Origin of the sequence: Loigolactobacillus backii, from assembly GCF_003946275.1 — a bacterium.
In the GTDB taxonomy this organism is placed as follows: Bacteria; Bacillota; Bacilli; order Lactobacillales; family Lactobacillaceae; genus Loigolactobacillus; species Loigolactobacillus backii.
The window spans coordinates 1-16,573 of record NZ_RHNQ01000027.1 but is presented as its reverse complement, the minus strand read 5'-3'; the positions used below and the strand labels follow the sequence as shown (position 1 = coordinate 16,573).

Annotated in this window: 11 protein-coding genes; 4 read left to right on the top strand and 7 right to left on the bottom strand. The window is 41.0% G+C overall.

Annotation, left to right across the window (positions count from 1 at the left end):
• The first annotated feature begins 12 nt into the window (after positions 1 to 12).
• The gene (locus tag EKM61_RS06355) at positions 13 to 459 is read left to right on the top strand and encodes an Hsp20/alpha crystallin family protein (RefSeq protein WP_068225982.1); all 447 of its coding nucleotides are present in this window, start codon (positions 13 to 15) and stop codon (positions 457 to 459) included.
• A gap of 98 nt (positions 460 to 557) precedes the next feature.
• Here the strand turns inward: EKM61_RS06355 and EKM61_RS06350 are convergent, their stop codons facing one another.
• The 5 genes from EKM61_RS06350 to EKM61_RS06330 all read right to left on the bottom strand — a co-directional run bounded on the left by EKM61_RS06350 (position 558) and on the right by EKM61_RS06330 (position 5,396).
• Complete coding sequence (locus tag EKM61_RS06350) at positions 558 to 1,550, bottom strand: aldo/keto reductase (protein ID WP_068225981.1); 993 nt, start codon at positions 1,548 to 1,550, stop codon at positions 558 to 560.
• Between the two features lie 605 nt (positions 1,551 to 2,155).
• Positions 2,156 to 2,554: a Spx/MgsR family RNA polymerase-binding regulatory protein gene (locus EKM61_RS06345; RefSeq protein WP_068377183.1), complete on the bottom strand. Its 399-nt coding sequence runs from the start codon at positions 2,552 to 2,554 to the stop codon at positions 2,156 to 2,158.
• 494 nt (positions 2,555 to 3,048) lie between these two features.
• Positions 3,049 to 3,381, bottom strand: coding sequence for a PTS lactose/cellobiose transporter subunit IIA (locus tag EKM61_RS06340; protein WP_068225979.1), 333 nt, complete (start codon positions 3,379 to 3,381; stop codon positions 3,049 to 3,051).
• A gap of 307 nt (positions 3,382 to 3,688) precedes the next feature.
• Positions 3,689 to 4,303, bottom strand: coding sequence for a histidine phosphatase family protein (locus EKM61_RS06335; RefSeq protein ID WP_068225978.1), 615 nt, complete (start codon positions 4,301 to 4,303; stop codon positions 3,689 to 3,691).
• Between the two features lie 79 nt (positions 4,304 to 4,382).
• Positions 4,383 to 5,396: a lipoate--protein ligase gene (locus EKM61_RS06330; protein WP_068225977.1), complete on the bottom strand. Its 1,014-nt coding sequence runs from the start codon at positions 5,394 to 5,396 to the stop codon at positions 4,383 to 4,385.
• A 622-nt stretch (positions 5,397 to 6,018) separates the two neighbouring features.
• On the opposite strand from EKM61_RS06330, the gene EKM61_RS06325 reads away from it, so the two are divergent.
• Positions 6,019 to 11,961: an MBG domain-containing protein gene (locus tag EKM61_RS06325; protein ID WP_125636175.1), complete on the top strand. Its 5,943-nt coding sequence runs from the start codon at positions 6,019 to 6,021 to the stop codon at positions 11,959 to 11,961.
• A 459-nt stretch (positions 11,962 to 12,420) separates the two neighbouring features.
• Here EKM61_RS06325 and EKM61_RS06320 read toward each other — a convergent pair whose 3' ends face one another.
• Positions 12,421 to 12,822 carry an organic hydroperoxide resistance protein gene (locus tag EKM61_RS06320; RefSeq protein WP_068225975.1) on the bottom strand — a complete coding sequence of 134 codons (402 nt, stop codon included), beginning with the start codon at positions 12,820 to 12,822 and terminating at the stop codon, positions 12,421 to 12,423.
• A 103-nt stretch (positions 12,823 to 12,925) separates the two neighbouring features.
• Between EKM61_RS06320 and lpdA the strand changes: the two genes are divergently transcribed.
• Positions 12,926 to 14,818 (top strand): dihydrolipoyl dehydrogenase, encoded by a 1,893-nt coding sequence (lpdA, locus tag EKM61_RS06315; protein WP_082918555.1) that lies wholly within the window; start codon positions 12,926 to 12,928, stop codon positions 14,816 to 14,818.
• A gap of 72 nt (positions 14,819 to 14,890) precedes the next feature.
• Positions 14,891 to 15,418: a GNAT family N-acetyltransferase gene (locus EKM61_RS06310; protein ID WP_068225974.1), complete on the top strand. Its 528-nt coding sequence runs from the start codon at positions 14,891 to 14,893 to the stop codon at positions 15,416 to 15,418.
• Here EKM61_RS06310 and hemH read toward each other — a convergent pair.
• Complete coding sequence (gene hemH, locus EKM61_RS06305) at positions 15,360 to 16,322, bottom strand: ferrochelatase (protein WP_068279506.1); 963 nt, start codon at positions 16,320 to 16,322, stop codon at positions 15,360 to 15,362. The two genes, EKM61_RS06310 and hemH, sit on opposite strands and share 59 nt — an antisense overlap.
• Positions 16,323 to 16,573 lie beyond the last annotated feature (251 nt).

Sequence of the window (16,573 nt, the reverse complement as noted above, 5' to 3'; positions counted from 1 at the left end):
GGAGTCTTTTTTATGGCAAATGATATGATGGATCGTCAGTATGATTTAATGGATACAGGTGCAGATCGTTTCTTCGATCGTTTGGCGCATAACTTCTTTGGCAACGCACTTTCATTTCCAAGCGAAGCGGCCAACGCTATGAAAACAGATATCGCTGAAACTCCAAAGGCCTACACAGTCACAATTGATTTACCTGGCCTAAAGAAAGAGAATATCAATATTAATTATGATCATGACGTCTTAACCGTAAGTGGCAAATTAGAACATGGCAAGGACGACACTGACAAAGACGGTGCTATTATTCGCAGCGAACGTCAATATGGTCAATCCAGTCGCCAATACCGCTTACCAAATATTGATCAAAAAAAGATCACTGCTAACTACGATGGTGGTGTTTTAAAGATTAACTTACCAAAATCTAGTGATCAAAACAGCGAACACAAAATCGAAATTAATTAGCAGGTGTCTCAAAAAACGTTTAGGTTCTGAATATTAACTAAAAAATCGGTACGGCGAAAATAAAAATTTCGTCGTACCGATTTTTTTGTCTAAAACAGTTAAGCCCGTAAAATTCGTTCAATTTCTGCTAGTTCATCTGCCGAAAAATCTAGATGTTTTGCAGCAGCCAGATTAGCGGCCAAATGCTCTTCACTGGTTGTGCCAATAATAACACTCGTCACTGTCTTGTGCCGTAGTAACCAAGCTAAAGCCATCTGGGACAAGGTTTGGTCACGATTTTTAGCCAAATTGTTTAGTGCGTTCAGCTTTTTAACGACAACATCTTTTCCTTGGGCCAAAGTTGCCTTATTAGTTGGATGAATCGCAAAATCATTAGGAATACCATTTAGATAACGCTGACTAAGTAAGCCTTCTGATAATGGCCCGTAAGCTACCAGACCGGCACCGTCTTTCTCAAGCTCCGTTAACAAACCACTAGTTTCGACTGTCCGGTTAAACAAATTGTAAGAAGCCTGGTTAACCGTAAACGGCGTACCCATATCCTTGAATAACTTAACCATCGTCGCAGTTTGTTTTGGATCATAGTTAGAGATTCCAATGTAAAGTGCCTTGCCTTCGCGGACAACTTGATCAAGAGCCTGTGCAGTTTCTTGCATGTCAGTTTCAGGATCAACTCGGTGTGCGTAATAGATATCAACGTAATCTGTTCCTAAACGCTGTAAGCTGGCATCAATACCCTGCAAAATTGCCTTACGAGACAACATCTCACCATATGGACCAGCAAACATCTTGTAGCCCACTTTAGTTGCGATAACTAATTCATGCCGGTAAGGTTTTAAATCAGATTGCAAAATACTGCCGAGCAATTCTTCCGCGGAACCAAAATCTGGTGCACCGTAATGGTCAGCAACATCAAAACTGAAAACACCTGAATCAAAAGCCTTCAGTAATACTTTTTTACGATCCGCAATTGGGTCTGTACTACTGTAGTGATGCCAAAGCCCTAAAGTAATAATTGGTAATTGTAAACCAGTCCGCCCTACACGACGAGAAGGTAATTGTGTGTAGCGCTCATTATTTGCTAAATACACGTTATTTTCCCCTTTCAAGAAATCACTTACATTTCAATTCTAGAAAAAGAGACTGCTTTGGTCAAGCCATTCGGCCAATTTAGTGAAATATTTAGCAATCTTACAACAGGTAAATATTTGGCGACTGCTTTTATTAGTGTTTTTTTTGACTAATTTAGTGTAAACGTGCTTGAAAAAGCAGATTATTGCGATGACCGAGACGAACTGAGTCGCGAGCAGTTATGGACTTTATAACTGTGCTCCTTAGCCTTTGCCACAAGAATGGCCATCGTTCGTAGCATCAAGATTATTAGTGTACTTGGCCGCGACTCGGACTTTGGTTCATCCTAGTCCGTGTTTGGTAAATGCCATTACTAGTATTTACCTGACTAATTTAGTGTAAACGTGCTTGGAAAAGCAGATTATTGCGTATAGCTACGCCAGTCGAACGATCAGCTGCGCGTCTCTTTTCGCCTAGCTGCCATGTTTCTTGCGGCAAGGTTTTCGCCACAAGAATGGACAACGTTCGTAGCATCAAAGAATATTAGTGTTTTTTTCTAATATTCCTTCTGCATTGCGGAGTAGTAGGCTATACTCCATAATCTAACCGCTTTTCAAGCACTCTCTTACATTCCACTATTCAACAGTGCAACCATTCGATCAAAATGATGACGTTCCCGCGGGATAAATGTACGAATTGCGTCTGAATTGTAGCCAATATTAACTTTTCGTTCACTTAATATAATTGGTCGTCTGAGTAATTCAGGTTCTTCATGAAGTCGTTGAAAAATTTGACTAGTTGTCATTTCTCCCATCTCACGCGCAAAGGCCGGATACCCTTTATAACGTGTCGCTAGGATATCATCAATCCCGTTATCAACGTATTGCATGATTTGTTTAATTTCGTTGACTGTTGGCGGTGCCTTCTTGATGTAACGCTTAACAAAGGGAATTTGTTGTTGTTCCAGCCATTTTAAGGCCTTCCGTGATGATGTGCAGTTTGAGCTGTAGAATAATGTAATCATAAATTTACTCCTCCTAAAATTTCTTTGTGTATTTTTAAACTTAGTAACTTGTTTTTGTCGATGAATTCAATATATCACCATAATCTTATGTGATCCATAACTTATACAGAATTTACCTTTTTTCTTCAATCTTATTTCACAATTAGAACTGATTGGAGCGGCCCACTTCCCATAAAGCGCCTTTTATTAGGCTTCTTACGCGATAATATATTTGAAAAGCAGCTTTACTATCATTCTTGTGCCTAATTCGGCCTAAATATATTTAGAAAAACACCGCTGCTTGGACTCACAAACACTATCCTGGCCAGTAGCAAAATTCAGGCGTTCCAAATAAGAAATGCTTCCCAATTGTTAATTGAACTAACACTCAAGGCCTAAACACTTCCTATATTTTCTGAATTTGAGCAACAAAAAAACGACATTTCCAATCGTCAGGTGAGAAAATAAATAAATTTATCTCACACTAACGACTATTAATGTCGTTTACTATAATTTTACTTGGTCTCAGCTAAACGCCGGTATAAGTCAATAATTTCACTTGCTAACTCTCGATAAGTTGACACACTCATAATATGATCCTGCGCGTGCACTAGTAGTAAGGTCACTTGAACTTTCTGGCCGGCTGCTTCTTGGGATAACAAATGCGTTTGGATTTCATGGGCCGCTATTAATTTTTTATCGGCTTCTTCTAATTTTGTTGTGGCAGCGGTAAACTGACTTTTCTTTGCATCTTCAATTGCCGCTAGAATAATAGTCTTAATTGTTGCCGCGTCATTAATTAATGCCATTACGCTCTCAATGACACTATTTTTCTTAGTCTCCATCATTACAAACCCCAACCTTTTTTAGATAACTACAACAGTCAGTACGCCACGTTCATTAAGTAGCATACCCGGATAATGTTAACCTGACAAGCCATTATACCACTCACCGAAATGAAGTGGCCATTGTTGCTCACTCTAGAATCGTTACTTAAAAATTATCCCCATCCGGTAAAAATATCGGCGTAATTAAAAAGCATAATTTCTATTGTTGCTAAAAATTATGCCGTAAGTAATTATCAGTACTAATGTACAAACACGGGAGTGGGACAAAAGTCGGTTTTGGCGCACGCCAGTTCCAATTCAAATCACGTTAAAAAAGACGGTTATAGTAAATTAACGCTAATTGTTTCGTTTTTGCGTCACCAGTTATTTTGGTCACACTAGCATTGTCCGGTTCAAGGATTGCCAGTGGATCGCTGGCCTGAACAGCATTGTAGGCAAAACTGCGAACGGTAAATCCATGCGTAACAATAATAAGGCGTTGCGTTGGATAACGCGTCGCCATTTCCGCCATAAAGTCCGCCGTCCGCTGCTCAACCGCCGCAAACGTCTCACCATTGGCAAGAACGGCATAACTAGGTAAAACATCTCCGGTGGCCAAAGAAAAGGCTGCTGGAAACTGTTTTTGTAAAGTGGCATTCGGCAGGCCATCCCATTCACCGTAGGAAATTTCCGTCAAGCGTTCATCATAACTCACCGGTAATTTGGCTGTAGCGTTTAAAATTGCTGCGGTTTGCTTAGTCCGTTCTAACGGGCTACTAAGCAAACGATCGGCAAAACTAATATCAAAATGTTCGTGCAGCCTCGTTACTTGGGCCTTCCCCGTTTTGTTCAAATAAGTCGCCGGTGTATTTGTGGTGCCCTGCTTCACACCTTGCGTATTAGCAAGCGTTTGGCCGTGGCGAATAAAATAAAATTCAGTCAAGATGAACCTCCTATAAAAAGCGATCGTATCCGTTTAACTTTAGGTTTCAATATACCACATAACACCAGTTAAAAAAGCCCTATTGCGCTAATAAATCAATAATCGCCGCTGGTTTAATTCCTTTGAAGTAGTTTGCTAAATCTAGCTTGGCAAGGACCTGACTAATATGTTGGCGATCATAAATAACACCGTTTAAAACGGTCGCAACAGCTTTAACATCTTCTGAACCAAAGAAATCACCGTAGAAAGTCACTTCATTAATCCTACCCTGTTGAATTAACAAGCGTGCATCAATTGTGCCCATTGTAAAATGTTGTCTTTTTTGCAACGTAAAGTCCGGTGATTTACCATAAATCCAATTCCAATTATTATAAGTACTTGTATAAATTTGGTTAATTTGTTTTTGATCTGCGGCCGTAATTTGATATTCTTTTTCCTTTATTGCAGCCAAGTTTGGCGCGGCAAACAATTGAAGTAACAGTTTATCGCGAAATTCCTCAGTGGTTAAATCTTGAAATTCTGGCGCTAAATAAGGACGTAAATTAGTGACCCGACTACGAATTGACTTGATGCCCTTTGACGCAATTTTATCGGCCGGTACATTCAACGCGTGCGTGACCACATTTAGGTCAACGTTTAACATTAAAGTTCCGTGGGAAAATATTTTGCCATTTTTAGTGTACATTGCACTACCAGAGAATTTTTTCCCAGCAACTAAAATATCATTTCGCCCAGAAACCTCAATATCTTGCACCCCCATTTTTTGCAAGGCCGTTACAATTGGTTGCGTAAAAGTTTTAAAATCACCAAATTTTTCGTCGGCAGCATCGACCACAAAACTAAAACAAAGATTCCCTAGGTCATGGTAAACAGCCCCACCACCTGACAGCCGCCGCGTCACCACAATTTTCTGTTCCGCAACATATTTCTGGTTGATCTCCGCCAACGTATTTTGATTGCGTCCAACAATAATTGATGGCCCTTCACTATAAAAAAGCACCAGTGGCTCAGTAAAGTTTTTCTGATTCATTAAATACTGCTCAGTTGCCAAATTTTGGCGAATATCGTGAGATTTCATTAAAACGTAATACATAGAATCGCCCTTTTCTACAAAAGATAGCTACTTACATTCAAACAACATAGCATTTTCGAAATCACACCCAAGTGAACTATAAAGTCACCTTAATTTTGATAAAAGTCATTAAATAAATCATGTGGACCCCAATCTTGATTATATTTTAACCTGCAAATGACGGCAAAAATTAAATGACATAGTGAAATAGCGGTTAAAAATTGACATAAAAAATATCTATTTTTAATAAAATTTCTTTGATATTTGACTTTTTTATTTATTTAATTATCGTTAATATAACATAATATATAAATTATAAGTAAGAGTTTATACTGCTTACAGGTGCTGCTAATTATTCAGGTTGAATAATATTAAAGTATTTAACGTTAATACTTAATTATAGTGCCCGCAAAGCCGGCTTGACACGATTTTATTAATTTAGTATAAGTAAGTTGTGATTAGATTCATATGCTAATTTGATGAGTTTATTTTAATGAAAGCTTCTAATGTGCTTTATTGCTGCGGAAGCAAGTAAATTTAAGCCGCTTATTTCAAGTTTTCCGTCCACTATATAAACGACCCGTAATGAATAACATCTCATTAAGTTGGAATTTGGGTAGATTAATATTTGGAGGGATTTTTATTGAATAATAAATTTAGTCAATTAGACACTAAACAACATTACAAAATGTACAAGGCGGGGAAACGCTGGTTAGTTGCCGGCATTTCTGTAGTTGCTTTAGGATCATTTTTAGCAGTCGATCAGGTTAACGCGGCTACGACTGATGCTGCAACGGCGGTCACAACGAGTAACGCTACGGCAACATTGCAACCAGCAAGTACAGTTTTGCCTGTTGCTAAATCCACGGCAACTAGTGCAAGTACAGCAAATTCCAATGCTAATTCGCTGGCTAAGACCAGTACCGCAAGTGCCGCTAGTACCACTGCAAGTTCAGCCGCTACTGCGAGTCAGGCCAGTAGTGCAGCTACCAGTACCACTGCAGCAACTAGTAACACAACCAATAAGTCAACAGCGGTTAGCAGCACAGCGACCGCAACGGCTTCCAACGATATTTCCTCGACAAGCACCGCAGCAAATGGTAATACAACGACAACTAGTACTGCTAGCACCACAGTTAGTGCCAGTAGTAATACTTCAACAACGGCCAGTTCGGCTAGCACAGACACTGCTTCAACTGCAACAACTGATTCAGTGCCCGCCACCACTAGCACGGCCGCAACTAACACACCAAATAAAATTAGCACTAATCCTTCAGCTAGTGCCACTACAAATCCACAAAAAACTGCAGCAAATACTTCAACCGCAGCAACTAACATTGATAGCAAAATAACGGCTAACGTTAATGCCGCTGCCACTTACGCAACAACAATTCAAAATAAATTGCCAGCCGGCGTCAACGTCACAACCAGTGATAATCAGTTAGTCGTTAATTTAAATAGCGGCGTTTCTGAGGAAGAATTACAGCGATTAGAAACCTTGCTTTCCACTTCACCAGTGGCCGTTACGCTGAATGCTACTTCCGCAACCGCACCAACAACTAATCTGGCCAGCACTAGTGCCGTCGGAATTACGCTCAATGGCAGCAGTACCAGCGCGGCAATTAACTTACTAACTAGTGATACAGCTAGTGGTGAGGCGCACATTGTTATCTCTGGTCACGTAGCAGCCGGTGATTCCTTCCAGCTTGTCCTACCCTATGGCCTACACGTCGTCGGTTATGATCATAATCTATTTACAGTAACGCCATCTGGTAGTGCTACTAGTAAAACCAATCCAGAAACACTAACTTTTACCGCCACTGATTCGTCTGGTAGTTTTGGCCTTAACGTTTTCGTTGAAGCCGCAAATGATTACCTCCAAATTGCTGACCAATCACAGGCCAGCCTAAATCTAGTCAGCGGCGCAACAACATTAGCTACCATTCCAATTACGTTTACTAATCCAACGGCCTATACAACAACTCAAGAAATTACGCGAGTACAACCAACTACTTCTGATACACCAACCGTAACTACTGGTGAAGAATATGGCTATCAGATTCGCTTTTCCGCCGGCACTTACAACATTAACGGAGGTGAATCTAATGACAGCTATCGAACCCAGCTAGCCAACATTGTCGTAACAATTCCAGTACCAGCTGGCTTCCAGTTAGATGCGGCTAATTCAACCTTGTTAACAACTAACGGACTTTCTGATACAGACAATAAGGCAACCTTCACGCAGGATGGCGTTGGGAGTGATGTGATTGTAACTTATCCGGCTACGACATTGAAAAGTGATATCTTCGTTAAAATTTTAGGCTCATACGTTACTGGTACCCCTACTGATGGTGATATCGAGGCGGCCAGCACACCTAGTGTTACTGGCACTTTTCTAGGCACACCACTAACCGTGACGGCTACGACACCTTTGACTGACAACTTAACTGAACCAACGTATAGTTCATATTTTAGTATCTTAAACTCTAACGAAAGTAATTCTCTGTTATTAGGTCAAACTGCTTATGCTAACCACGATAAAGAGCAAACTGGTAAGGACAACAACCTGCTTTTCATGACCAATTTTAAGAATCTAAGTAATCACACCGTCACCAACGATACATTAGTGACGGTGCCAAACGGCCTGTACGTTACAAGTATGCGCACACCAACTACTGGCAACAACTCAGACAGCTATCCTGCTGGGACAACCTTTACCATTACTGCAATTGCTTGGGATGGCACTCCAGAAACAAAAACAATTGGTTTAGGTGAGCTATTTAAACCCGACTTTGCAGCCAATCAAGGTGTGGCTAGTTTTGAAGTCAAGACTAATCTAGCACCGGGTATTGGCTATACTGGGACCTATGTTAGCAGCAACGATGGCACTCAAAATTTCCATTATTATGGCTATGTAATTCAAAATTATCAAAATGGCACGGCAGTTACTTCTGGCACCAAGTTAGTGATCAATGAAAAGGATCTGACCTCAGGAGCTACGGCTAAGGGTACAGTTACAGCCACCGATGTTCCAGTTTCTGCAATTAGTAATGTAAATACCTATACGGCGCAGAATAATGATAGTGTCATAAATACTGGTGATACAATTACGGCTCTCTATAATTCGGTCACTAATGTCGCTGACACGTACGAAGGCCCAGAAAATGAGACTTTACCGTTTGAACCAATTGTCTACATTGTGGCCCCGGCAGGTACTTCTTTCGCTGGTAATGGCGATTTATCCAAAGCACTTACTATGAGTACCGCTGATTTACAGGCCGCCAAAGTAACACAATTGGCGGATACTGCCGATGGACGGCAGGTAATCGAACTTAATTGGACTGGTACAGGCATTTCACCAGTAATCAATGGTAATTTAAAAGCAAATTTTGTTGTTAACGCGGATGAGCTACCTGGCGATAAGATCACAGTTAGCAGTGATAATGATGGTGGCACATTCTTCATCACCTCAAAGATGAATTTAATCCAATATACGTACAACGGTCATGACTATGCGATCAACGTGGCCGGTAATGCTGACTCACAAGTGGTTGGTAGTGATTGGACCGTTGAAAACAATCAGTTATACATGGACAATAATGACTTTACTTGGTTAATCAGTGCACCATCTGAATTAGTAACTCAAGATGGATTAAAAAATACTACAGATACTCCCTATAGCGTATACGATACCGCTGATCCAACCAATACATCGGCTACCTTTACTTTAGGTGGCTCAACCACTGGTGATTACCGTTTTACTTTATATAACGGAACGGATAATGCCTTGGCCACTGCCGCAGAATATGTCGCCTTACCTAGCACTGCAAACGGTGATGCCTACGGGCTTGAATTAACTGGTCCCGTAACCACACCTGCCAGTGGCGAGACGGTTCTTTATAGTACTGGTTATGGTGACAGTACGACGGATAATATTGATAGTGCCGGCTACCTTCCTGCTAGTTCAATTAAAAATTGGTCACAAGTACGTTCATTTATTATAACGACGACTAATCTTGGTGCCAAAGATATGATTGAGTTATATGCGCCAATGCAAGTAGCCACTGATGCAACACCAGCCGATGTAGGTGAAATTGACTTAACCCAGACCAACACAGTAGCAACCGATAGTACAGGCAACAAAATTACAGCGACAAACACGATTGGTGCCCAACTTGCCTTGGCAACAGAAAATTTACCGGTTAACTATTATTTAGTTGGCACTACAACTAAATTAGCTGCCAGTACAACTTTGACTGGTAACTACAGCACAGCCTATACGGCTACTGCTGCCGATATTGCCAACTATACTTTAGTCGGTGCCGCTACACAAAAGGGTACCTTCGCTCCTAATGGGGTCGTTAATTTCTACTATCAATTAAACGCAACTGGTAATGTTCCAAATAACACAAAAGTTTACGCTAATACGCCAGTTTTCACCACCGCACCAGTTTTGACATTAACCGCCGCAGATGGGACTACTACAACCTATCAGTTGCAGACTGGCGACTATGTCTTCACACAACCAGGACAATCTAAAGTAACCCCAATTACAGTGGGTACCTATACATTGGCCTTAACTGCACAAGGATTGAAGCACCTTGCTGCCGCTGAACCAACACTGAATTTACAAAATGCAACGGCATTGGAAAGTAATGCGGCAACAGACACTATTACGCCAGCGAAGGCTAGTTTAACGGCGGACTCGGCCAGTTACGTTTACGATGGTCAGGCGCATAGCCTGACCATCACACCGAATGGCCTGCTCAATGGCGATACATTAACTTATAGTGTTACGGGCAATAGTCGAACCAACGCTGGTAGTAATGCTGTTACTTTGACGTTGGCCGAAAATAACACGACCAATAGTAACTACACTGTTACTTTACAGAATGGGACTTTAACCGTCACACCGTTAACCTTAACTACACCGGCCAACCCAAATGATCCAAGTGCACCGATTAATCCGACTAATCCTAGTGATAATCCACAGTTGACCACTAGCTTAGTGGTTCAAGGTGCGACCAAGGTTTACGATGGTACTGCCAATACCGATCCAACAACCTACACTGTTTTAGCACCAAGTGCGGATAAGGACTTTGTCGTACCCAAGTTGACTGCGAGTGACTTTGATTTAAGTGGTATTACAAGCCAGAATGTTGGCAGTTACTCCGTTAAATTAAGTGCGGCTGGCATAACTAAACTACAAAACGCCAATTCAAACTACGACTTCACAGCCGCTGATGTCCAAAGTGGGCTATTTACCATTACGCCCGCAAAGGCTAGTTTAACGGCAGACTCAGCCAGTTACGTTTATGATGGGCAGGCGCATAGCCTAACCATCACACCGAATGGCCTGCTCAATGGCGATACCTTGACTTATAGTGTTACGGGCAATAGTCGAACCAACGCTGGTAGTAATGCTGTTACTTTGACGTTGGCCGAAAATAACACGACCAATAGTAACTACACTGTTACTTTACAGAATGGGACTTTAACCGTCACACCGTTAGCCTTAACTACACCGGCCAACCCAAATGATCCAAGTGCGCCAGTTAATCCGACTAAACCTAGTGATAATCCACAGTTGGCCACTAGCTTGGTAGTTCAAGGCGCAACTAAAGTTTACGATGGTACTGCCAGTACCGATCCAACAACCTACACTGTTTTAGCACCAAGTGCCGATAAGAGCTTTGTCGTACCCCAGTTGACTGCAAGTGACTTTGATTTAAGTGGCATTACAAGTCAAAATGTGGGTAGTTACACCGTCAAATTAAGTACGGCTGGCATAACTAAACTACAAAATGCCAATCCAAACTACGACTTCACAGCCGCTGATGTCCAAAGTGGACTACTTACTATCATACCAGCGAAGGCTACTTTAACGGCAGACTCGGCCAGTTACGTTTACGATGGCCAGGCGCATAGTTTAACCATCACACCAACTGGTCTGCTTAATGGTGACACATTGGCCTATAGCGTTACTGGCAACAGTCGAACTAATGTTGGTAGTAATACTGTTACCTTGACGTTAACAGCAAATAACGCAACGAACAGTAACTACACTGTTACTTTACAAAATGGAATCTTAACCGTCACACCAGCAAAAACTACTGGTGACAACAATACTGGCGGTAACACTGACACAACTACTGGTAATAACACGACCGGTAATAATGTTGGTACTGGCACAACTACCAGCAATAATACCCCTGCTAATAACGGTGGCACGGTTACTGGTAATAAAACTACTGGCAGTGCTGGTACGGTTACTAGCAACAATACTCACAACACCACTGGTACAGCCACTGACAATAACACTCCTGCTAACAACATGAGCAAAACAACTAATAACAATACTACCAGCACAATTAATTTGGCCAAAAAACAAACTGGTAATACTACTTTGACTAAGGAAAAATCAACTAAGAAAACAAACACAACCGTTGCTGGTTCGGTACTTAGTAAATTACCACAAACTGGTGAGGCTACAGGTGAGAGAACACTTTTGGCTACAATCGGTGTTATGTTATTGACAGGCATACTAGGTATATTTGATCAAAAACGTAAGCATGAAAAAGAATAGAAACCAGACTTTTGGCACATATTCTAGAGTAGCGATCGGAAATAGTAAGGAGGCTAGGGCTTTTGTCCTAGCCTCCTTACTATTTTTTATCTGGACACTCAATCTTGAAATCAAGGATACGCTACTAAACTCACAAAATTGCTTAACATTAGTGATGAAACCAGCAATTAATACATTTCTGACGTCAAACAAACTGACGATTTTATGTGATTTAACCGATCTCCGTATTTCAAATCAAAGAAAAAAGCAAGCCTCTCGTCTAAAAAGCTGCCTGAATAATAACTGACGAGTCACTTGCTAAGGTGCACACTTAATTATTTAAAAAGAGCAAGTTTTCTTAATAGGATAGTCGAAAATAATCAAATGCTAATCTGCCATACTACACGTCAGAATTTTAATCAAGCAAAAAGCGTGCACCAAAGTTATGTTACCAAAACTTCGATACACGCCAAGCTAAAATTATTCAGTTACTAATTCAACGTCAACATTACCACTAGTTGCCTTTGAATAAGGACAAATTTGGTGGGCAATTTGCATATACTTTGCTGCCTCTTCTTTGTCTAAACCATCAATGTGGCCGATTAATTTAACTGCAATCTTAAAATCAGGGCCATCACCTTGGAATAATGAAACTTCAGCACGAATTGTGCTCTTACCGGAAACGTTGCCTTGTTCTAAAGCGACACTCAGTGCACTATTAAAACAAGAAGCATAGCCTGCAGCAAAGAGCTGTTCTGGGTTCGTACCTTCCTTACCTTCGCCTGGGGCCGTAATCTTTAAGTCTAATTTCTTGTCATTGGACCATACTTGACCTTCACGGCCACCTTCGTTCGTCATAACTGTTGTGTAAAGTTTGTTCAAAATTGAATTCCCCCTTTAGTTATCGTATAATTATATTGTACACAATTTATATCAAATTATCAATGATAGCCTTTACATTTTATTAAAAAAAGGAGTGCTTTTTATGCGTTCATTACGTTTGGCCGATCTTTATACTAAATCCGTTGATGGTACTGTTATCGCTTGGCGAATTAAGGCCGGCGAGCATCTAGATTTTAATCAGGACATGTTGGAATTAGAGGGCCACAAATTGGTCCTCGATCTAAAGGCACCCTTAGCCGGTACAGTAAAAAAAATAAATATCCAGGAAGGTGAACCCTTCAGTTACACTGATGTTCTATTTGAAATTGACGAGGAACCTGGTCAAAACCTGGCTGCTAACTTAAAGAAACAAACGCAATTAGCGCAAAAGGCCCGGGATGACGCCGCAAAGGCAGAGGCAAAAACTCTAGCCGGCGTTAACATAACACCAGCGTTACGCTGTTATGCACTTCATAATAATGTTGATCTTAGTAAAATTGTGTTAGGTAACACCGCAAAAATGATTAAAAAGACGGATATTGATAACCAAATTAATTTTCGTAATCTCTTCAGCAAACAACCGGCCAAAGAAAAAGACTATCCTGAAGCCGAGAATATCGACACCGTTATTATCGGGGCTGGCCCTGGTGGTTATACGGCAGCAATCCGCGCCAGTGAGTTAGGTGAACAAGTAACCCTCATTGAAAAAAATAAAGTTGGCGGAACTTGCCTAAACATTGGCTGTATTCCCTCAAAGGCTTTAATTAACGCTGGTCATCGTTTTGCCGCTATGGCTAGTGATGAGCAATTAGGTATGACGCAGGGTGGTAAAAAGAATCTGGACTACACTAAAACCCAACAGTGGAAACAAAGTATTGTTGATAAATTAGTCGGTGGCGTTCAGGATTTAATTAAAGAACATCAGGTTGATTTACGTTATGGTAACGCAGATTTTCTTGATTTGCATCATTTACGCTTAGTTAGTGGAACTAAAACGACTATTCTAGCTTTTAAGCGCGCTGTAATTGCAACAGGCTCGCGACCGCGACCATTAGCAGATTTTCCGTTTGAAAAGCGCGTTATTGATTCAACGAGCGCGCTTAGTTTGCCTAAGATTCCAGAACATTTATTGGTTGACGGTGGTGGCTACATCGGTACCGAGCTAGCCTCGGCCTATGCAGATCTAGGCGCTAAGGTCACAATTATTCAACACTCCAAGCGACTCTTATCTAAATTTGACGAAAGTCTTGTTAAAGTAGTTACGGCTAACCTGCAACGTAAAGGCGTGGAAATAATTACTGAGGCACCAATTAAAAAGGTCGAAAACACAAAAACAGCGGTCACAGTCACTTATGAAAAGAATGGGGAGCAACAAATAATTAATGGCGACTATTTACTAGTCACTGTTGGTCGTTTGCCCAATACTGAAGATCTTGGTTTAGAAAACCTAGGGCTTAACCTAACTAAACAAAACAAAATTATAATTAATGACCAGTGCCAAACTAACCGCGAACACATTTTTGCAATTGGTGATGTTACGCCGGGAATTATGCTAGAACACCGGGCAACAAATCAGGCTCGTGTTTTGGGGGCCATTTTGGCCGGTAAGGAAACTCACGTTAACTACAAGGCACTACCTGAAATTGTTTATAGCGATCCTGAAATGGCCGTTACTGGTTTATCGAAAAAAGCGGCTATCGAGGCTGGCTATCACGCCGCAACCGCACAATTCCCATTTGGCGCTAATGGCCGGGCCTTAACGTTAAATGTCACCACAGGCTTTTTACGACTTATTTTTGACGATAAAACTAACCAAATTATTGGCGCGCAAATTGTTGGTCCCAACGCCAGTGAATTAATTGCCGAGCTCACTACAGTGATTGAAAACGAACTGACCTTAGATGACGTTGCTAACACAATTCACGCTCACCCAACGCTTGCCGAAACAATTGTTGATGCGGCCGAGGTCGGTCTCGACCTTCCAATAAATATCTAAATGTTTATTTACACTATAATCTGCGGTAGCATAAACACAATTAGACTACCTGAAGAAAGAGCTGAATAACCAATGACAATATTTGAAAAGTACCACCCAATTATGACCGCGCACTACACGCTTGACTGGTTGACTGGGAGTAACATCAAAGAGATTTTCGCATTGCGTCACGACAAATCCATTGCTCAGGCAGCGGATCGTCAACCTGACTCGACAATTATGGACACGGCCCGTTACGTTAATTCTGCAATGGGCCGCGTTATGCGCAATGAAATGTTGATCTGGGCAATTCAAGATCGCAAAAGTAATACTTTTCTAGGTACTTTTGAATTAGGACCCTTTAGTGAAACAACCACATCGGCCAGTGTCCACTATGAACTATTAGCTCAATTTCAACGGCAAGGCGTCATGACGGAAGTTTTACAGCACATCGTTCAATTTAGTTTTGAAGAACTTAAATTAACTGAATTAACCGCAATTACAACGAAAAAAAATAAACCCGCTCAAAAATTACTTGAGCGAGTTGGGTTTAAGTCACTAATTAATGAGTCTGCTGAACACGTTCATTATTCACTGCAAGCTTTGCCAATATCGCGGTAAAGTCTGTACTACCGTTAAGTGGGTGTAAATAGGTAAAGCGTTGCCCACCACTTTCCATAAAGTACTGCCGGTTTTCGCGGTTAATCTCTTGTAGTGTCTCCAAACAGTCCGCTACGAAACTTGGTGTAATAACTAAAACACTTTTACAGCCATTACTGGCCAAATTTTTTAACGTCTGATCCGTTGCCGGTAATAGCCACTGACTAGGACCAAATTTAGATTGATAGCTTTGCTGGTATGGCTGATCGCCGACCAATTGCATAATTTGCTGCGTTGTTTCAGTGCATTGTTGGGGGTATGGATCCCCGTTATCAGCATATTTTTGCGGAATACCGTGATAAGAGAAAATCAGTTGATCATACGACTGATTTTTTAATTCTAGTTTGATTTGATTGGCCAAGGCTGCTATATAGAGTGGTTCATGGAAAAAACTTTGTTGAAAATATAACTGCGGAATATTGGAACTATTTTGAAAATAAGTCATTACCTGATCAAAAACCGAACCAGTTGTCGTCCCTGAATATTGCGGGTATAGCGGAATAACCGTTAACTCATCAACGCCCTGATTAGCTAGTTCACTGAGCGCTGTGGGTACGGATGGTGCACTATAACACATAGCAAAACGAACAACATAGTTAGGCAGTAATTCTTGTAATTGCTGTGTTTGCTGCTGCGTGTATAGTAATAATGGTGATCCCTCCGCCGACCAAATTTTTTTATAAAGCGCCGCCGAATGTCGCGGTCGAAAACGCAAAATAATACCATGTAAAATCGGCCACCATAAAAAACGTGGTGTATCAATGACCCGCTGATCGGCTAAGAAGCGACTTAAATAAACACGGACTGGCTTCGCTTCTGGTGCAGTGGGTGTTCCCAAGTTAACTAATAAAATTCCCTTTTTCACAATTCACAACTCCTTAGGTATTCAATTATCCCATAAATTAAACTGGCCCGGTATTAGTGAATGACCTACTTCGGATAAAGAAAGTGGGACAAAAGTCGGTTTTGGGTTTACTGCGTAACTACAGCTAAATCCAGACTTTTGGCGCACGTTCTAGTGCAATGATCAAACAAATAAGGGTCTACACTTTCTGGTATTGGTGAATAACTAATACCGGTTTTTTGTCTGTTTTGAAAATCAGAAAAATAAAAAAG